The sequence below is a fragment of the Tsukamurella pseudospumae genome (assembly GCF_001575195.1).
Classification (GTDB): domain Bacteria; phylum Actinomycetota; class Actinomycetes; order Mycobacteriales; family Mycobacteriaceae; genus Tsukamurella; species Tsukamurella pseudospumae.
Map to the genome: position 1 here is coordinate 114,789 of NZ_LSRF01000007.1, position 17,403 is coordinate 132,191.

The 17,403-nt window shown below is 65.5% G+C and carries 19 protein-coding genes; 12 read left to right on the forward strand and 7 right to left on the reverse strand.

What is annotated here, in order from left to right; all coding sequences use genetic code 11:
• Positions 1 to 18 precede the first annotated feature (18 nt).
• From rpsF to rplI, 4 genes are all read left to right on the forward strand, one after another.
• Entirely contained in the window at positions 19 to 303 is a 285-nt protein-coding gene (gene rpsF / locus AXK60_RS06150) for a 30S ribosomal protein S6 (RefSeq protein WP_068570214.1), read from the forward strand.
• 26 nt (positions 304 to 329) lie between these two features.
• The gene (locus AXK60_RS06155; protein WP_068570215.1) at positions 330 to 866 is read left to right on the forward strand and encodes a single-stranded DNA-binding protein; all 537 of its coding nucleotides are present in this window, start codon (positions 330 to 332) and stop codon (positions 864 to 866) included.
• Between the two features lie 77 nt (positions 867 to 943).
• The gene (gene rpsR / locus AXK60_RS06160) at positions 944 to 1,201 is read left to right on the forward strand and encodes a 30S ribosomal protein S18 (protein ID WP_068526176.1); all 258 of its coding nucleotides are present in this window, start codon (positions 944 to 946) and stop codon (positions 1,199 to 1,201) included.
• 14 nt (positions 1,202 to 1,215) lie between these two features.
• Positions 1,216 to 1,668, forward strand: coding sequence for a 50S ribosomal protein L9 (gene rplI, locus AXK60_RS06165; protein ID WP_068570216.1), 453 nt, complete (start codon positions 1,216 to 1,218; stop codon positions 1,666 to 1,668).
• A 62-nt stretch (positions 1,669 to 1,730) separates the two neighbouring features.
• Here rplI and AXK60_RS06170 read toward each other — a convergent pair whose 3' ends face one another.
• Positions 1,731 to 2,225 carry a hypothetical protein gene (locus AXK60_RS06170; RefSeq protein ID WP_139057779.1) on the reverse strand — a complete coding sequence of 165 codons (495 nt, stop codon included), beginning with the start codon at positions 2,223 to 2,225 and terminating at the stop codon, positions 1,731 to 1,733.
• A 542-nt stretch (positions 2,226 to 2,767) separates the two neighbouring features.
• Between AXK60_RS06170 and dnaB the strand changes: the two genes are divergently transcribed.
• The 6 genes from dnaB (at position 2,768) to AXK60_RS06205 (ending at position 12,422) form a co-directional block, all read left to right on the forward strand.
• Complete coding sequence (dnaB, locus tag AXK60_RS06180; protein WP_068570219.1) at positions 2,768 to 4,174, forward strand: replicative DNA helicase; 1,407 nt, start codon at positions 2,768 to 2,770, stop codon at positions 4,172 to 4,174.
• A gap of 136 nt (positions 4,175 to 4,310) precedes the next feature.
• Positions 4,311 to 5,045 carry a TnsA-like heteromeric transposase endonuclease subunit gene (locus AXK60_RS06185; RefSeq protein WP_225536084.1) on the forward strand — a complete coding sequence of 245 codons (735 nt, stop codon included), beginning with the start codon at positions 4,311 to 4,313 and terminating at the stop codon, positions 5,043 to 5,045.
• Between the two features lie 35 nt (positions 5,046 to 5,080).
• Complete coding sequence (locus tag AXK60_RS06190) at positions 5,081 to 7,189, forward strand: helix-turn-helix domain-containing protein (RefSeq protein WP_068563599.1); 2,109 nt, start codon at positions 5,081 to 5,083, stop codon at positions 7,187 to 7,189.
• Positions 7,186 to 8,289 (forward strand): AAA family ATPase, encoded by a 1,104-nt coding sequence (locus tag AXK60_RS06195; protein WP_068563584.1) that lies wholly within the window; start codon positions 7,186 to 7,188, stop codon positions 8,287 to 8,289. The genes AXK60_RS06190 and AXK60_RS06195 overlap by 4 nt, the downstream gene beginning before the upstream one ends.
• Positions 8,286 to 10,901: a TniQ family protein gene (locus AXK60_RS25645; protein WP_082756132.1), complete on the forward strand. Its 2,616-nt coding sequence runs from the start codon at positions 8,286 to 8,288 to the stop codon at positions 10,899 to 10,901. The genes AXK60_RS06195 and AXK60_RS25645 overlap by 4 nt, the downstream gene beginning before the upstream one ends.
• Before the next feature lie 363 nt (positions 10,902 to 11,264).
• Positions 11,265 to 12,422, forward strand: coding sequence for a hypothetical protein (locus tag AXK60_RS06205; RefSeq protein WP_139057780.1), 1,158 nt, complete (start codon positions 11,265 to 11,267; stop codon positions 12,420 to 12,422).
• Here AXK60_RS06205 and AXK60_RS06210 read toward each other — a convergent pair.
• Positions 12,397 to 13,020 (reverse strand): hypothetical protein, encoded by a 624-nt coding sequence (locus AXK60_RS06210; RefSeq protein WP_068570220.1) that lies wholly within the window; start codon positions 13,018 to 13,020, stop codon positions 12,397 to 12,399. The two genes, AXK60_RS06205 and AXK60_RS06210, sit on opposite strands and share 26 nt — an antisense overlap.
• Positions 13,017 to 13,328: an AbrB/MazE/SpoVT family DNA-binding domain-containing protein gene (locus AXK60_RS06215; RefSeq protein WP_126195753.1), complete on the reverse strand. Its 312-nt coding sequence runs from the start codon at positions 13,326 to 13,328 to the stop codon at positions 13,017 to 13,019. The genes AXK60_RS06210 and AXK60_RS06215 overlap by 4 nt, the downstream gene beginning before the upstream one ends.
• 117 nt (positions 13,329 to 13,445) lie before the next feature.
• Between AXK60_RS06215 and AXK60_RS27785 the strand changes: the two genes are divergently transcribed.
• Positions 13,446 to 13,571, forward strand: coding sequence for a hypothetical protein (locus AXK60_RS27785; RefSeq protein ID WP_280512879.1), 126 nt, complete (start codon positions 13,446 to 13,448; stop codon positions 13,569 to 13,571).
• A 121-nt stretch (positions 13,572 to 13,692) separates the two neighbouring features.
• Here AXK60_RS27785 and AXK60_RS06220 read toward each other — a convergent pair whose 3' ends face one another.
• Positions 13,693 to 14,046, reverse strand: a complete 354-nt coding sequence (locus AXK60_RS06220; RefSeq protein ID WP_068526167.1) for an Rv2640c family ArsR-like transcriptional regulator — start codon at positions 14,044 to 14,046, stop codon at positions 13,693 to 13,695.
• A gap of 95 nt (positions 14,047 to 14,141) precedes the next feature.
• On the opposite strand from AXK60_RS06220, the gene AXK60_RS06225 reads away from it, so the two are divergent.
• The gene (locus AXK60_RS06225; protein ID WP_068526166.1) at positions 14,142 to 14,603 is read left to right on the forward strand and encodes an ArsI/CadI family heavy metal resistance metalloenzyme; all 462 of its coding nucleotides are present in this window, start codon (positions 14,142 to 14,144) and stop codon (positions 14,601 to 14,603) included.
• A gap of 168 nt (positions 14,604 to 14,771) precedes the next feature.
• Here AXK60_RS06225 and AXK60_RS06230 read toward each other — a convergent pair whose 3' ends face one another.
• From AXK60_RS06230 to merA, 3 genes are read right to left on the reverse strand one after another with little or no spacing between them, the layout of a single operon-like run.
• A complete protein-coding gene (locus AXK60_RS06230) occupies positions 14,772 to 15,227 on the reverse strand; it encodes a hypothetical protein (protein WP_126195754.1) in 456 nt (151 codons plus the stop codon).
• Entirely contained in the window at positions 15,224 to 15,886 is a 663-nt protein-coding gene (merB, locus tag AXK60_RS25650; RefSeq protein ID WP_074850279.1) for an organomercurial lyase MerB, read from the reverse strand. The genes AXK60_RS06230 and merB overlap by 4 nt, the downstream gene beginning before the upstream one ends.
• 38 nt (positions 15,887 to 15,924) lie before the next feature.
• The gene (gene merA, locus AXK60_RS06235) at positions 15,925 to 17,349 is read right to left on the reverse strand and encodes a mercury(II) reductase (RefSeq protein WP_068526164.1); all 1,425 of its coding nucleotides are present in this window, start codon (positions 17,347 to 17,349) and stop codon (positions 15,925 to 15,927) included.
• Positions 17,350 to 17,403 lie beyond the last annotated feature (54 nt).

Below are 17,403 nucleotides of genomic sequence, written 5' to 3' on the forward strand. Positions count from 1 at the left end.
GGAGGAGGCGAAAAGCCCATGCGTAATTACGAACTGATGGTGATCCTGGATCCGAGCCTGGATGAGCGCACCGTCGCGCCCTCGCTGGAGACCTTCCTGAACGTGGTCCGCAAGGACGGCGGATCGATCGGGAACGTCGACATCTGGGGCAAGCGCCGTCTTGCTTACGAGATCTCCAAGAACGCCGAGGGCATCTACGCGGTGATCGATCTGACCGCCGAGCCCGCCACCGTGAACGAGCTCGATCGTCAGCTCAAGCTGAACGAGTCGGTGCTTCGCACTAAGGTGCTGCGGCAGAACTAGCCGTACTACAAGCAGGGAGAAACACCATGGCAGGCGAGACGGTCATCACGGTCATCGGAAACCTGACGGCGGACCCGGAGCTGCGCTTCACCCCGTCGGGTGCAGCGGTGGCCAACTTCACCGTCGCGTCCACGCCCAGGACCTTCGACCGGAATTCCAATGAGTGGAAGGACGGCGAGGCACTGTTCATGCGCTGCAACATCTGGCGCGAGGCGGCGGAGAACGTCGCCGAGTCGCTCACGAAGGGCACTCGCGTCATCGTCTCGGGCCGGCTCAAGCAGCGGTCCTACGACGATCGTGAGGGCAACAAGCGCACGGTGGTGGAACTCGAGGTCGACGAGATCGGCCCCTCCCTCAAGTACGCGACGGCGAAGCCGACGCGCACGCAGCGCGGCGGTGGCGGCGGCGGTTTCGGTGGCGGCGGTCAGGGCGGCGGTGGCGGTTACAGCCAGCAGCCGGCCCAGCAGGCCCCGCGCCAGAACCAGCCCGCAGACGATCCGTGGGGCAGTGCCCCCGCGGCCGGGAGCAGCTTCGGCGGCGGCAACGACGATCCGCCGTTCTGATCCCGGGATCGAACACTGTGAAGGCATCCCCGGTCCGCCGGGAGCCGAAGTAGACCTCATCAAGGAGTACCAACACCATGGCCGGTAAGGGCAATGGCCGGAAGGTGCGCGTCGAGAAGGCCGTCAAGGCCAAGGCGTGCACGTTCTGCAAGGAGAAGAACACCAAGATCGACTACAAGGACACCACGCTGCTGCGTCGGTTCCTGTCGGAGCGGGGCAAGATCCGCAGCCGTCGCGTGACGGGCAACTGCGTCCAGCACCAGCGCGACATCGCGATCGCCGTCAAGAACGCGCGTGAGGTGGCCCTGCTGCCGTTCACGTCGACGACCCGCTAAGGAGGGATGAAGAAATGAAGCTCATCCTCACCGCCGACGTCGACAACCTGGGCGCCCCCGGCGACACCGTCGAGGTCAAGGACGGCTACGGCCGTAACTACCTGCTGCCCCGCGGCCTGGCCATCGTCGCCACCCGTGGTGCCGAGAAGCAGGTCGAGGGCATCCGCCGCAGCCAGGAGGCCAAGCGCGTGCGCGGCCTCGATCACGCCAACGAGCTCAAGCAGGCCATCGAGGGCCTCGCCGCCGTCTCGCTGACCGTGAAGACCGCGGAGTCGGGCAAGCTGTTCGGCTCGGTCACCGCCGCCGACGTCGCCGCCGCGCTCAAGGCCGCGGGCGGCCCCGTCGTCGACAAGCGCAGCATCGAGCTGCCCGAGGGCCACATCAAGTCCACGGGTTCGTTCCCCGTGGTCGTCGCCCTGCATCCCGACGTCCGCGCGAAGTTCGCGCTCACCGTCGCGGCGCAGTAGCTCCACGAACGAAGAACCCCACCGCCCTCGGGCAGTGGGGTTCTTCCGCGTCTACGGGGCGATCAGACGGTGATCGTGCCCACGCACGGCGTGCTGGTCTGCGTGCCGATCCAGTCCGAGCCCGCGCCCGCCTTGATCACCAGGTTGAAGGTGACGGAGCCCTTGCCTGTCGTCACGGGCGTCTTGTTGAGCGTGGGAGACGCGCCGACGCCGCTCACCTTGGCGGTGCCGAATTTTCCGGTCGAGGTGTTGTTCCAGGACAGCGAGCCGTTCGACGCGAACTGGCTGAGGACGAAGTCGCGATAGCCCGCGCTGCCCGTCGCGGAGACCAGGATCTGCCCGGGACCGCCGACGGTGACTGTGACCTTCCAGGTGAGCTGGTCGCCCCCGAGGGTGAACATCGGGTTCGCGCTCGAGCAGGTGGCCGTCACCGAGGCGGGCTTCGGCTTCGGTGCGGGCGCGGGAGCGGCCGTGGCGGGTCCGATGGCGAACGTGGCGGCAGCCGCGAGCGCGACCGCGACGCCGGCTGTGCGCGTCGAGATCGTGGAGGTGTTCATCGGTGCGTCCTTCCGCAGTCGTGAATGCTCGGACAAGAGTACGCGTCGCGGGTGACCCGGAGAAGGTGCGTGCGAGCCCGGTGGCGTGTTCGTGCAGGTAGGGGACACGGAGGGTGACCGGCGGGTAACAACGAGGGGTGGTTTTGCCGGCCCGTCGATGGCGGGTGCACTGACGACACGCCCGAATGTGAGTTCAGTGCGACACGCGGAGAAACTTCGATCCACAGGGTGGGGAAGCGTGTGGACCAGACCTGACCTGCAGTGACTCGATCCGTCGCCACGGATTTCCACAGGTTTTCCCCATCGGTCCACACCGATGTCCCCACCCTGACCGCGCGCCGTACACAGGAAGTGCACAGATTCGTCCACAGACGAAGTTTGCGACGGTGAGCGGAGGGCTTAGCGTTCACGTGCATCGGTCGCGCGCCTGCACGGGAGTCCCCGGAACCTGTCGGTGGTCCGCGCTAGACCTGTAGTGAGCGTTGGTGAGTTCCTGCGCCGCCCCATGGCGGAACGCGGGTTCGAGGAGAGGTGGGTGCGCGGTGTCGGTCACGGACGAGCAGGAGTTCACCCCGGGGCCGGCCAAGCGCTCGGAGCCCACTCCCGACGGTCCGCCGCCCGAGGACTTCGGCCGCCAGCCTCCGCAGGACATCGCCGCCGAGCAGTCGGTGCTCGGCGCGATGATGCTGTCCAAGGACGCCATCGCCGACGTGCTCGAGGTGCTCAGCCCGGGTGACTTCTACCGTCCCGCGCACCAGTCGGTGTACGACGCGATCCTGGACCTCTACGGCGCCGGCGAGCCCGCTGATGCGGTCACCGTCTCCGCCACGCTCGACCGCAAGGGCGAACTCAAGCGCGTCGGCGGCGCCCCGTACCTGCACACCCTGATCTCCACGGTGCCCACCGCCGCCAACGCGGGGTACTATGCCGAGATCGTCGCTGAGAAGGCCATCCTGCGGCGGCTCGTCGAGGCCGGGACCAGGATCGTCCAGTACGGCTACTCGGGGTCCGACGGTGCTGATGTCGCCGAGGTGGTCGATCGCGCGCAGGCCGCCGTCTACGACGTGACGGAGCGCAAGGCCTCCGAGGACTACGTGATCCTCGAGGAGCTGCTGCAGCCCACGATGGACGAGATCGACGCGATCGCCTCGCGCGGTGGCGTCAGCATGGGCGTGCCCACGGGGTTCACCGACTTCGACGCGCTGACCAACGGCCTGCACGCGGGGCAGATGATCATCGTGGCCGGGCGTCCCGGCGCTGGTAAGTCGACCATGGCCCTGGATGTTCTGCGCTCCTGCACCGTCGAGCACCACATGCCCGGCGTGCTGTTCAGCCTCGAGATGAGCAAGACCGAGGTCGTCATGCGCCTACTCTCCGCGGAGGCGCGGATCAAGCTCGCCGACATGCGCTCGGGCAAGATGTCCGACGACGACTGGACCCGCCTGGCGCGCCGTATGTCGGAGATCTCCGAGGCGCCGCTGTTCGTGGACGATTCGCCGAACCTCACGATGATGGAGATCCGGGCCAAGGCCCGCCGCCTCAAGCAGCGGCACGACCTCAAGCTCATCGTCATCGACTACCTGCAGCTGATGACCTCGGGCAAGAAGGTCGAGTCCCGCCAGCAGGAGGTCTCCGAGTTCTCCCGGCAGCTCAAGCTGCTCGCGAAGGAGCTCGAGGTCCCGCTCATCGCCGTCGCACAGCTCAACCGTGGTCCCGAGCAGCGCACCGATAAGAAGCCCCAGGTGGCCGACCTCCGCGAGTCCGGCTCGCTCGAGCAGGACGCCGACATGGTGGTCCTCGTGCACCGGCCCGACGCCTACGAGCGCGACGACCCCCGCGCCGGTGAGGCCGATTTCATCCTCGGCAAGCACCGCGCCGGCCCCACCGCCACCATCACCGTGGCCCACCAGCTGCACTACTCCCGCTTCGTGGACATGGCCAAGGGCTGACCCGCCGCCTGTAGGGTCCCAGATTCCGTGGCGGAATCCCAAGCTACGTGGCGGACAGTTGGCGGATCCGCCAACTGTTTGGGACACGCCGGGGCACGTCCCCGCATCTGAGGGCGGAAGTGGCACCGTCAAGACCATGTCGCCCGGCAGCTCCGCGGGGACCGCGGTGGAAGTATCGTTCCGCCGCGGTGAGGACCTCTGTGAGCGGACCGTGGAGTGGAAGTCGGCCGCAATGGAGGACCTTCGCGAGGCAGCGCCGTGGCGCACATTTCGCTGGTATCGAGGGCAGAAACACTACTCGGGGTGGTACTGGTCGAGCACTACCCGCGATCTGGTGATCTATGAGTCCCGCCTGGAGCTCGCTAACCTGATGCTCGCAGACTTCGACGATCGGGTTCGGGGCATCGTGGCCCAGCCTTTCCTTCTCGCGACTGAGGTCGATGGTGTCCTGCGGAGGCACGTTCCGGACTTCCTACTCGATACTGATTCCGGCCCGGTCGTCGTTGACGTAAAGCCTGCTCGACGGCTTGATAATGATGATGTTGCAAGGGTTTTGAACTTGACTCGGGATGTCGTCGAGGCCAAGGGGTGGCGATACGAGGTCGCCACCGAGCCGCCGCCGCGGAGGGCCGCGAATGTCAGATTCCTCGCTGGCTATCGGCGCGAGAGTGCAATCGTGCCTGACCATTGCGAGGCGGTTCAGGCGGTCGCTCAGGTGGGATTGACGATTGGTGCTCTCATCGATCGGATGCCAGATCGTCCTGACGCGAGCGTGCGAGCGGCGGTGCTGCACTTGATATGGCGGCGTCGGCTGCACGTCGACATTGACGCCGCAATCACTAGTCGCACTCAGATTTCGAGGGTCTTGTGAGTGGCGTTGAGCGGGTTGAGGTTGGCGGACGGTACATGTACGACGGCGAGGCGTTCGAGATCGTGGAGCTCGCCACGGCTAAGGGCGTCGTCGATGTGCTGGGGAAAAGCGCTGCAGGGCAGTACATGCGAGTTGGCCTCGCGGAGTTGCTGTCTTCGGTCCGGGGTCGGGTCCTCCCGACCGGCCCTGGCGTTTCGAGCACTGATGCAACCGAGCCTGCAGGCGTCATCTTCGGTGAGTTGTCCGCGGCAGAGCTTCAGAAGGTGACGGAACGCGCGGGGCACGTACGCGAGATTCTTACCGGGTACAGATCTGGCAGCGCGGAGACTGCGAGCAAGGGGGAGCCCAGGCCGGAGTTTTCCGGCGACCGCCCGCTCACTGACCGCTACGCAGCGAAGGCGCGCGAACTGGGCGTCGGCTTGCGATCTGTGGAGCGGTGGGTGTCCAAGTTCCGCACTGAAGGGCCCGCAGGCCTGGTAGACGCGCGACGTACGAGAGAGGCGGAGCCCTTCCCGTCTGTCGATCGGCGGTGGTTAGACACAGCTGTCGAAGTCATGGTTGAGCACGCCACCGAGTCGAAACCTTCCCGCACGATGGTGATGGCACGCGCGGAGGCACGGGTCTTGGCGCGATTCGGAGAAGGGGTCGTCGCCATCCCGTCTCGGACAAATGCTTTCCGCGTTCTCGAGTATCTGGAACAGCGCTATCCCACATTTCGACTGTCTGCCAAGCGAAATCGCGACATCGCTGAGCGGCCAGAAGGCGTGTACGGCAAGCTCCGTCCAACTCGGCCTGGCGAGTACATGCTGATGGACACAACCAGGCTCGATGTCTTCGGGCTTGATCCTCTGACGCTGCGATGGGTGCAGGTCGAACTGACCGTCGCGATGGACTGGTACACCCGCTGCATCACCGGGTTGCGACTGACCCCGGTTTCCACGAAATCGGTTGATGTAGCGACCGTGATGTACGAGGTCTTCAACCCACGTCCGGCCGGCGCGGACTGGCCGGAATACGCGGTGTGGCCAGCTCACGGAGTACCGCGGTCGGTACTTGTGGATGTGACTGCGGAGCGGCCAGCGGATGCGGCCGCTGGACCAGCGATTGTCCCTGAGACGCTGGTGGTGGACCATGGCAAGGTCTACCTCTCGAACCACGTGATGAGCGTGTGCCAGCGCTTCGGGATTTCGGTGCAGCCAGCTCGGCTCCGAACCGGCCGCGACAAAGGGCCAGTTGAGCGGTTCTTTCGTACTATTCGTGAAGATCTCCTCCAGGCCTTGCCGGGGTACAAGGGACCTGATGTCCACGCCCGCGGCGAGGATCCTGAGGGCGGAGCGTTCTTCTACATCGACGAGCTCGACAGCATCATCCGAGAGTGGGTCGCGCAGGTCTACCACCACCGCCAGCATTCGAGCCTGCTCGACCCGCGAGTTCCGGGCTTACGTATGTCGCCCGCCGCGATGTTCGAGCACGGTGTTGCTCGCGCCGGATACATTGAGGCGCCTCGCGATCCGGACCTGGCATTCGAGTTCCTCAAGCCGGTATGGCGGAAAATTCTTCACTACGGCGTCGAGATCGGCGGCCGCCGCTACAACGGAGACGGGCTCAACGGCTACCGCAACCTCGCGAGCCGGTTCACAGGTGAGGCCAAGGGACGATGGCCGATCCACTGCGATCCCGATGACATCACCAAGGTGTACTTCCGGCGCCCAGATGACCGGACCTGGCACACATTGGTGTGGGAGCACGCACCGTCGATCGCTATGCCGTTCAGCGAGGATGCACTGCTGTACGCCAGGAAGCTAGCGGCATCGAAGTACCGATTTCCCAACGACCGCCTCGCGGTAGCTGACCTGTTGGAGCGGTGGAACATCGGCTTGGGCTCGACCCGAGTGGAGCGTCGTATTGCATTGAGAATGTCACGCGAGGGCGAACTGTCGCAGCGAGCGCAGGGCGAAGCGCGTGTGGATCGACTGCCGTCGGTCGCCCGCGTGCTCGCGTCCGACCAGGACGAATCTGATGTGCCAGTGGATGACACCGCGATTGATCGCGATCTCGACTACGCCGGCGAGGAAGGTGACGACGATCGTTTCGACCAGGAAGACATCGATGACTTCTACTCTGATGCGCTGGAGGACGTATGACCGGAACCGCCGCGACGCTCGACAATCTGACCCTCGCGCGAAAGGAGGGGTGGCAGAAGTTCGTCAACACCCCCGCTCGCGTCCCACCGGAGGCGTTCAACCGCGAGGAACTCGACGCCCTGACCGACAAGGAGCGCACCGACTACGACCGTGAGCGCCGCGAGTGGCACGCGAACCTGGGGCCGCTCAAGACTCGGCAGTTGGTCGATGTGCACGAAAATCTGTGGGATGTAGTTGATTCCAATGCCCAGGACGGGGACAAACCGAAAGGCGCGGTCGCGATTGACGCGGTCCCGGGGCTCGGAAAGACCACCGCAGTGTTGAGCTTCGCTCGCGCGTTCCACCGCCGTGAAGTGGCCGAGAACGGCACCATGACCGAGGAAGGTCATGAACGGTGGCCGGTGTGCCGAGTGGGACTGACCGGAAACACTGGACTGCGCGAGTTCAACCGGGCGATGCTCGCGTTCTATGCCCACCCAGGCGGCCGCCGCGGCAACGCCGCCGATTTCGCCCACCGTGCCCTGGACTGTGTGCTGGCGTGTGAGACGAAGATCCTCATCGTCGACGATCTGCACTTCCTGCGGTTGCAATCCACCTCCGGCGTCGAGGTCAGCAACCACTTCAAGTACATCGCCAACGAGTTTCCGCTGACGGTGATCTTCGCTGGCGTCGGTCTGGAGGCGCGGGGACTGTTCTCCGAGGGCAGTAGTGACCGAGACGCTCTTCTCGCGCAGACCGGGCGGCGTACAACGCGGCTGACAATGGATCCTTTCGGTGTCACCAATGATGCTGGGCGGCGAGCATGGCGTCAGACGCTCAAGGCGATCGAGCAGCGGGTGGTTCTGGCCGAAAAGTATCCGGGCATGATCGCCGACGATCTCTCTGACTACCTCTATGCCCGGTGTACCGGCCAGATCGGCTCACTGATGACCCTGATCAACCGGGGATGTCAGCGCGCGGTCCGGACTGGGTATGAGCGCCTCGACGAGGAACTGCTCGATCGGGTCAAGATCGACGAGGCATCTGAGAAGGCCCGCGAAGAACTGCGCCAGGCATTCGACAACGGCTGCCTGAGAACTCGCATCGGCAGGGCCGGATGACAGTGCCGCGTTCGCTTCCCCTCAGGGTGGCCCCGGTGCCAGGCGAAGCGATCGATTCCTGGCTCGAAGCGATCGCCTTCCGCGCCGACTCAGCGTGGGGAGACCTCCTCGAAGCAGTCGACCTACCTGCGCCTGCAGGTCTTGGGTACCCGCCCTGGACCATCGCACTCAGCGAGGCCGAAGCAGACAACCTGCGTGCCGCCACGGGCACCGACGCCGAACTTTCGATGATGACCCTCACCCGGTTCGACGGGACCGCGGTGCGCATCGACTCGGAGTCGCGGAAATTGCGCCGCGAAGTGGCATGGACCCGCCGCACCGGATCCCGCTTCTGCCCGCACTGCCTCCGAAGCAACGGCGGCCGATGGAAGCTCGAATGGCGACTCGGCTGGACGTTCGCCTGCACCGAGCATCGTTGCTTGCTGTCCGACGAATGCCCTCGCTGCCATAGAATCCCACGCCGTCGCCCGCTCCCCGGCCACTGCACCCCGATCCCCGGCCGATGCGCATCGCCGGCGCAGGAAGGAGGCATTGGACGGGAGGCCCGACGGTGCGGCGCCGATCTCATGGCTGCCAAGGTCGTCGACCTTCCCGATGCGCACCCCGCTCTTCGGGCACAGGCCCTCATCGATCGAATCATCGACGACAGAGTCGTGCGGTTCGGGGTCTACGCGCGCTTTCCACAGCCCGCGCCTTCTGTGCTCGCCGACATTCGCGCCATCGGCGGCCGAGTACTGTCCTACGCCACTGACGAAGAGCTCTTAGCGCGAGTGGGACCCGAACTGGCGGCTGAGTACCGGGCAGTCGATGAGCAAAGTGGTGCGCGATCCGGACAAGTCCGACAGAGCCGCACGAAGCCGGCTCTCGAAGCTCCAGCCAGAGCCGTCACCGCTGCGATCGGCGTCAGTGCCGCGATCGACGTTCTGCAATGCTCGGACATCGCCGCCGCAGCTGAGCACCTGCGATGGTTAGTAACCTCGGCACGGGAGACGGGCCTCAGTGTTCAACCGACGAACATCGGCTGGGGGACGCGGATCTCACCAATCTTGACCAGTGTCCAGCTCGCCGCGCTATCACCGACGCTCGACCCGTCCGACCAACTTCGCTACCGCACTCACTCCGAGCTTCCCACGTTGGTGACCAGTGGGCGCGCAGAGCTTCTAGCCCGTCACACTCCGACTCAATTTTGGGCCGGAATCAGTTTGCCCTTCACGGTCCCGGCGGCCAGGCGCACAATGATGCGCCTGGCATTGTCTGCGGCCGTACAGTTGGTGGGTACTCGGTTGAATCTGACAGCCGCTGGGCAGCAGGTCGGAGGTAACCTGGCTGGCCACGCCCTATCGCGATTCCTGCAGATTTTGGAGTCCGATCAGCACTGGAGCGATGTGTGCGCAGGACTGACACGCGTTGCCGATTACGTTGTTGAGCATGGCGTACCGATCGACTACCAGCGCCGCCGGGCACTCGATTGCACCGGCTTGCTTACGGACGATGAGTGGAGGCAGATCTGCCACCGCACTGGAACGCCATCACCGGGCGGCTCCGCCCGGGCGGCTGTTGCGCGGGCACTTCTTCGCGAGGAACTCACAGGCGTCCCCACGGTTGACGGGTCCGCAGACCTGCTCGCTAAGGTCGCCGCGTTTCCGCGCCAGCTCACACCCGACCTTCGGGACGAGCTGATCAACCACGCACGGGTGTTCTTGGACGCCGCGGGGATCGATGAGGAACCAGTTGTCTGGGAGCCGCCAATTGAGCTCCTCGCTGGCCTCGACCTCCCAGGCCCGCGACCAGGACTGATCGACCGTGATCGCCTCCGAAAGCTTATCCGAGAACGCGACCTTCCCATCGGCGCCGCCGCCCGCGACCTCGGCACCACTGGCGAGGCAGTTCGCCTCGACCTGCTCGTCAACCCCCTCCCAGTCGATACCGGCCGCCAGCCGTACGTCAGCGCTCGAACACAGCTGCCCCCGGCAACTCTGACCCAGCTCTACCATCACGAGCGCCTCACCCTGCGGCAGATTGCAAACCGAATTGGAGTCAGTCGTCAGGTGATCCGCCGACTTCTCACCGAATACGAGATCCCCACCATTCCGGCAACCGAACGCGCGACGATCATCGTCGACCGTGACTGGCTCTATCAGCAATATGTCACCAACAGGCGGACCCTCCCTGACCTAGCCCGAGAACTGGGTATGAGCACGGCGAACCTGGCTCGGTGGGCGAACAGACACGAGATTCCGATGAGACCCCGCGGCGGACCCAGTCACACCGCGGCCCTCGACGCCGCGGCCGCCGCGAAAACGGTACCGCCGATCTTGCGCACTGCTGTTGCGGCCCAGGGCGGGCGCGACCGACTGGAACGAGCGAAAGCAGCATCGCGATTCCCCACGCTGACCGAAGCTGCGCACGCGTTAGGAACCAGCCAGGCAACCCTCACGAACCAGTTTCTCCGGCTCGAACGCGAGACCGGCGGAGCTCTGTTCGACCGTGCCGAGCGCAATCGCCCAATGACCCTGACCGCGCACGGACGGAGGGTGATCGCCGCCATTCGAAAGCTGGACGGAACGGCTAGCGAGTCTCCCGGTGGGCAAAGCGGTGCACCAAATTCCTGAACCTGGCCTCTCAGGTGGCGAAGGCGGGGTTCGGAATGCCCTAGCCTCCACGCATGTCCTCGCGTCGGTAGGGCCAGGAGCGACGAAGCGCGATTCACGTCCCGGAACCTGTCGTGGTGAGGCTCTAGAATGGATACAGCCGGAGCCCGGCTCGTTTGCCGACGAACCGGGCTCTGCTGAACAACTGAATCACCGCTCCGAGGGTTCGTGCCCTCAATACCGTGACCGTTGCGAATGTCTTTGGATGACGCCTCCGATGGTAGACGGTGTGCGCGGGTTCGCCAAACACCGGAACGGTCGGTGTGGGCGAGCGATGCGGACCTCGGCGTGGTGGCTCATCCACAACGCCTTGAGGAGGCACCGTTGACCAACGACAGTCGCGACTTTGATCGCACTACCGATTCCACCAGCACTACTAGGGCTGGTGGGGCCCGGCCCATTCAGGTCGGACAGCACCGGCTCGAGGGCATGCCGACGGACCTGTTCGTTCAGGTCCCGACGACCTTGATCGACCCGACCCGCGCTCTGATCGCGTCGGAAGGTGTCGGCGCGGTCTACACCGTGCCGTGGCAGTCCCGGAACCACCGCACCGCGGTGGCGAGCACCGCGGCGGATCAGACCCGCAAGAAGTGCCCCGACGCAGCCCTGCTGCTCGACGCGAACCTCTACAGCGGCCGGCAGCGGAAGATGGCGACGGCGGAGCCGACCCGCGACTGGATCACCGTGCAACGTAGCGCGGGCCTGACGTGGGCATTGACCGATTCCGGCTATGTGGCCAAGGGCGACACCGCCGGGCTGCGGACCACCTTGAAGACGGCGGCCCGCTTCGGTGGACAGGTGATCGCGGCGCTGCCGATCGCGAGCTGGTGGCTCTCGCACGCCGCCGATTCGCTCCGGTCTGAGATCAACGCGCACGGCATCCCCGTGGCGTTGATGGTCGAGGACACCGACGACCCGTTCGACCGGACGAACGTCGTGACCGGGCTGGTGCACGTCCTCACGGCAGATGTCCCGGTGCTGCTACTGCGCAGTGACACGGCGGGATTGGGGGCGCTGGCGTACGGCGCCGCGGGCGCGGCGCTGGGTTCGTCGACGACGTACCGGCACATCTACCCCGACATCGGCGGGGGCGGCAGCAGCGGGTCGGTGTCGTTCATCCTCCCGGAGCTGCTGGCGTACACGTCGCTGACCGCGTTCGAGCGGCACTACCTCAAGGACGAGTCCCACGCCGCGTGGTGCTGCGACTGCGCACTCTGCGGTGGGCGGGACCTGACCTGGATCCGCACCGCCGACATCCCGAAGGCAGCAGCGTTCTCCCATTCGGTCTCCGCGGTCGCGATGCTCGGTCGCGGATTGGCCACCGCTATCGCCGCGCACAACGGCCCGCAGGCGTGGACGGCGATGTGCGAGGCCGCCCACGAGAGCAACATCGAGATCGAGCAGCTCACCGGCGGGGACTGGAAACGTAAACGAGCCCTGTCCGCGTGGATCGGCGCTACGCCGGAGCCGGCTGCGGCGTGATCGACACCCCTGTCGCGAGGGCGTGAGCGAAGAGCCGCTCCTCCCAGTACCGCACCGCGACGATCCGCGGCGGATCGGCGACCTTCGATCCCCGCACCAGCAGTTCCTCGCCGGCGTGAGAGGTATGCACGACACTCACGTCGGCGAGGTCCGCCGCCGTCAAGCTCAGCGCCGTGGGGCGCCGCTCGGTCAGCACCACGGTTTCCCCGAACCCGCGAAGTTCGCTGGCGACGTACAGGGCCCTCTTCCACTGCCCGGTGGCGACGAACCCGACGATGCTCAACGGTGCCGCTGGCGGCGCGCCAGCGCCTTCCGCCGGGCACATCTCCCACAGCTCGAGGACCTGCGCGTCGAGCATCGGTCCCGCCCCGGCCGACATCCGTTCGGCGATGCTCGGCGACCATCGGACCACCGGATACCCGCGAAGCCCCGACAGTTCGGTCCGTGGCAACACCGACACTGAGCGATCGAGGACGAGCTCCGCAGCTGCGACCACGGCCGGGTCGACCAGATCCGCCGGCGCGACGGCAGGGACGTCGAACAGGGGGAGCTGACCCGCCTCTGCGTGGATTGACCGGGTACGTCGCCGCGCCGTCACTGGTCTTCCTCTCCCACGGGCGCGGGCTCCGGCGCGATGACCCGCGACGCGGCGAACAGATGAATGCGGTCCTCCAGGGCCAGGAACGCCACGACGCTCCCAATGTCCAGACCGACCGAGTCGAGGACCGCCGCCGGCAGCGCGATCTGTCGCGACGTCCGCAGCCGCCGCGGACGATCCGGGTTACCTCGTACGGACGGCTTCGTCCCGCGCGGGCCGCGAGTGGGAATGATCTCGACGATCCTCTGGTCGGCGACGACACCGATCCGGACCCACGAAGGCTGCCGCACTCCGGACGCCTTCGCCACCTTCGCTGGGATGGTGATCCGGCGGAAGCTGTCGATCGTCCGGGGACCCGTGGGAAGCATACTGCTGATTTTAGCAGTCAAGGACCGAACAGTCACTGGTACTGCGGATTACAGCGCATGTTCCTCGTGCCGACCGCTGTCCCGCTAAGGCACGGAAGCGCCGTCGTCGAGGGCTTCGAGGACGGCGCGGAGGAACTCAGCCGCAGTGAGGGGGATGCCGCGTTCGCGGAGCTGTTGCTCTAGCTGCTGCTCGATGTGGTCCACGCGTGTCGATCCTGCCGCAGGCGATCGTGCTGGTGCTGTGCCGGGGAGCCTCGCGACGGTGTCGTGCAGCCACTACCTGCGCGCGAGAGGCGCGTTCGCGCTAGCAGCACGTGGCCAGGACGGCCCGGAGCGCTTCAAGGGAGTCAGGTTCGGCCCGGTAGAAGACGTTGATCCCGCGCCGCTCGGAGCTGACGAGGCCGGCCTTCTTGAGCTGGCTCAGGTGGTGACTGACGGTCGCCGACGACAGGCCCACCGTGTCGGCGAGGTCGCCGGTGCTGATTTCGCCTGGACGTGCGGCCATGAGGATCGAGATCAGCTGGATCCGGGCCGGGTCGGCGAGGGCCTTGAGGCGCAGGGCGAGCTCGAGTGCCGCGGCCTCGTCCATCACGCCGGCGGCCAGCGGAGCACAGCAGATCGGGGCGCTGATGTCGACGACGGGGAGCGTCTTGGGCATACGCTTCAATCTACCTACTCGTTGACATATGTCAAAGCGTGGTCTAGAACTGAACGAGCAACAGTTAGATGTATGTCGAAGCCTCGGAGGTTCTCATGTCCCGCGTCCAGCTCGCCCTCAATGTCGATGACCTCGATCAGTCGATCGCGTTCTACACCAAGCTGTTCGGCACGGGCCCGGCGAAGGTCAAGCCCGGTTACGCCAACTTCGCCGTCGCCGACCCGGCGCTCAAGCTGGTCCTGCTGGAGAACCCCGGCCAGGGCGGCAGCATCAACCATCTCGGCGTCGAGGTGGACTCCAGCGACAAGGTGCACGCTGAGATCGCCCGCCTCACCGAGGAGCAGCTGTTCACCGAGGAGGAGATCGGCGCCACCTGTTGCTTCGCCACCCAGGACAAGGTCTGGGTCACCGCCCCCGACGCCGAGCGTTGGGAGGTCTACACCGTCCTCGCTGACGCCGAGACCTTCGACGGCGGACACACTCCGGCGACGACAGCCGAGGACTCCGAAGCGACGCCGGCCGCGTGCTGCACCCCTGCGGCGGCGAACTGCTGCTAGTCCGCCCTCGATCGATGGCCGTCACCGCTTCGGGTGGCGGCCATCGACGCGGTTACCAGAGAGCGCTGGCGCGAAACGCAGTAGCGGGCCGCACTGCGCTGTACCGGCTGGTTCTCGCGGTCGGCGTCCCCCTGGGCGGAGGCTGCGCTGGAGGAGAGGCATCTGCGGTTAGGCGCAGTCGCGTGGGTGGAATCCCTCGATGCGGTCGATCGGGGTAAAGACAGGGCAACCGACTTGGTCGTTTCGGTTGAGGATCACGTTCGATGCCGCCATCACTTCGCAGGCTGCGAGCCCGCGGCTAGCGGCGAGCAGCATGGAAAGCCCGTAGAACGTTGCTGCCGCCGGCGGGGTGAGCGCGAAGAACGCGAAGAAGACCAGCGTGTTAGTGGCCATGGCCCACGCGCCTGTGACCCGCAGTGGTGCCGAATCACGACCCCGAAGTACAACCGCGAGGGTGATCGCGGCAGGGACCAGTGCGACCGCGATGATGAGGTCGATTGTGGAAGGTCCGATGATGATCCCGGCTCCCACGAAAGCGGCACCGATCACTGTCCGGGCGGCGGTGCCCCATCGGCCGATCTCTCTTGTCCTGCGTGCGAGGGGCGATTTCACTGTGTTGGTCATTGGGCGGTTCCTTCGTGCTGATCCGGCGAGCAGCATCCGGCCTGTCGGGCTGTGTCCGGGCTGATGAGCGCTTGTTCAGCGAGAGCTTTCCCGAGGGCGTGCGCGTGGGTGATGTCGAGGAGTTGGTTGCCGGGATTTTCGCGCGTCCACGTTTGGGCATCGTGTGGGGAGGCGAAGAAGTGCACTTGGTTGCAGAACGACGTTCGAAGCGAGCTGAGGTCATCGGGGTCGACGAGCGATAGCACTGCGGTGTCGGGTTCGATGCTGGTCACGGTGTCTGCCGTGACAGAGATTCTGATCGTTTGACCGCTCGCGGGTGAGGTCGACTCGATGGTGGCTGACTGGTTTAGGAGTGTGGGGAAGATCAGGGTGTCGAGTGCGCACCACGTGAACAGTTCGTGACCTGCGACGGTGAACCGATGCGGGGTCGGACGGAGGGTCAGTCCTTGCCCGACTATTTGGTCGCGATCGTCGTATTCGGTGTCGGAAACGGATTGGAGTCGTTCCCGTACATCGGGTTCCGACAGTCCGGCCGCAGCTGCTAAGTCCTCTACGCTGACGGGGTTTCCCTTGGAGAGGAGCCTGAGTAGGGGAACCAGGACTGCCGGATCGAGGCCGGACCCCTCGGGGGTGATGAGTCGATCGAGTGGATTGGTCATTGTCTGGGACTTCGCTTGCGGATCGGTGGAATCAGGAATTAGGAAGCGCAGCAGGAGAGCTGGGCGATGTCGGTGCTGAAGGATTGTGCGGCGATTTTGATGCCCTCGGCCATGGTCAGGTAGGGCGCCCATGTCCGGGCGACCTGCTCGACGGTCATCCTTGCTTCGAGGATGTAGACCCCAGCGGCGGCGATCTCGCCGGCACTATTCGCGACCGCCGAAATTCCGAGGACTCGATGACTATCGGAGTCTGCGATGAGCTTGATGAAGCCTCGGGTATCTCGGTCAACTTGGGCCCGGGGTACGTGAGTGAGCGGAAGAAGCGAGCTCGTGTACCGGATTCCGCTTGCGAGGGCCTGCGTCTCGGTCATACCGACGCTCCCGATTGCCGGACTGGTGAACATCACGCGCGGCAGGTGCGTGTAGTCCAACGACCGCGGGGTCTGTCCGAACATGTTGTCGGCGACCGTTGTGCCTTGCGCGGCTGCGACATAGACGAACTCGGGATGGCCGGTCACATCGCCCGCTGCCCACACACGCGGGTTTGATGTTCTGAGCTGATTCGACACGAGGATCGCGCCGCTGGTGCTCGTGTCGACTCCAACCGTCTCCAGATTCAAACCTCTAGTATTCGGGGTTCTGCCCGTCGCGACGAGCAGCTTCGCCGCACGGAAGTCGCCTTGTCCACCAGGGCTGGAGGCGGTCACGACGACCTCACCCGCCTCGGTGTCGACCGAGGTCGCGGTCGCGAGCTGCACTACCTCGATGTGCTCGTCAGCGAGCGCTTCCAGGAGAGCATCTGCGACGTCAGCATCTTCGGCCGAAGCGATCCTGGACCGCACCAAAACGGTTACCTTCGCCCCCAGTCGCGCGAAGAGTTGCGCCTGCTCGAGCGCGATGAACCCGCCGCCGATCACTAGGAGTGATTCCGGGACTGCGGTCAACTCCATCGCGGTCGTCGACGTCAGGTAGTCGACCAGATTGAGTCCGGGAATCGACGGAATCGACGGTTGGGCCCCTGTTGCCACCAAGTACCGTCGAGCAATTATCGTCTCGGTAGTCCCATCGGGAGCTGTGACCACCAGCGATGGCGCTGCCCGCGTTCCCGCGAACGCGGCCGCACCCTGGACGCGGCGCCAGCCGTACGAGTCCGCAACGGCAACGTACTTCTCTGACCGCATCGACTCTGCCAAGCGCCGTGTCCCCGCCGCCAGGGCGGCCATATCTACCGGCACGGCGGTCGCACCGACCCCCGGGAACCGGCCAGCATCAGAGACCGTGTGCTGTGCCTGCGCCGCGGCGATCAACGCCTTCGACGGCACGCAACCGGTATTCACACAGGTGCCGCCGAAAGTGCCTCGCTCGATCATCACCACGGACTTGCCCATGGCTGTTGCGCGGATCGCCGCCGCCATCGCTGCAGCACCCGAACCAACGATCGCAAGATCAAACTCTTCACTCATGTCACCATCATCAACCCTCCAGTACCCTTGAAGGTCAAGCCCAGAATCCGGACA

Excerpts from the sequence above, each read along its gene's own strand:
- rpsF (WP_068570214.1), top strand. The coding sequence starts at position 19 with ATGCGTAATTACGAACTGATGGTGATCCTGGATCCGAGCCTGGATGAG.
- AXK60_RS06155 (WP_068570215.1), top strand. The coding sequence starts at position 330 with ATGGCAGGCGAGACGGTCATCACGGTCATCGGAAACCTGACGGCGGAC.
- rpsR (WP_068526176.1), top strand. The coding sequence starts at position 944 with ATGGCCGGTAAGGGCAATGGCCGGAAGGTGCGCGTCGAGAAGGCCGTC.
- rplI (WP_068570216.1), top strand. The coding sequence starts at position 1,216 with ATGAAGCTCATCCTCACCGCCGACGTCGACAACCTGGGCGCCCCCGGC.
- AXK60_RS06170 (WP_139057779.1), bottom strand. The coding sequence starts at position 2,225 with ATGAACACCTCCACGATCTCGACGCGCACAGCCGGCGTCGCGGTCGCG.
- AXK60_RS06185 (WP_225536084.1), top strand. The coding sequence starts at position 4,311 with ATGTCGCCCGGCAGCTCCGCGGGGACCGCGGTGGAAGTATCGTTCCGC.
- AXK60_RS06190 (WP_068563599.1), top strand. The coding sequence starts at position 5,081 with ATGTACGACGGCGAGGCGTTCGAGATCGTGGAGCTCGCCACGGCTAAG.
- AXK60_RS06195 (WP_068563584.1), top strand. The coding sequence starts at position 7,186 with ATGACCGGAACCGCCGCGACGCTCGACAATCTGACCCTCGCGCGAAAG.
- AXK60_RS25645 (WP_082756132.1), top strand. The coding sequence starts at position 8,286 with ATGACAGTGCCGCGTTCGCTTCCCCTCAGGGTGGCCCCGGTGCCAGGC.
- AXK60_RS27785 (WP_280512879.1), top strand. The coding sequence starts at position 13,446 with ATGTTCCTCGTGCCGACCGCTGTCCCGCTAAGGCACGGAAGCGCCGTC.
- AXK60_RS06220 (WP_068526167.1), bottom strand. The coding sequence starts at position 14,046 with ATGCCCAAGACGCTCCCCGTCGTCGACATCAGCGCCCCGATCTGCTGT.
- AXK60_RS06225 (WP_068526166.1), top strand. The coding sequence starts at position 14,142 with ATGTCCCGCGTCCAGCTCGCCCTCAATGTCGATGACCTCGATCAGTCG.
- AXK60_RS06230 (WP_126195754.1), bottom strand. The coding sequence starts at position 15,227 with ATGACCAACACAGTGAAATCGCCCCTCGCACGCAGGACAAGAGAGATC.
- merB (WP_074850279.1), bottom strand. The coding sequence starts at position 15,886 with ATGACCAATCCACTCGATCGACTCATCACCCCCGAGGGGTCCGGCCTC.
- merA (WP_068526164.1), bottom strand. The coding sequence starts at position 17,349 with ATGAGTGAAGAGTTTGATCTTGCGATCGTTGGTTCGGGTGCTGCAGCG.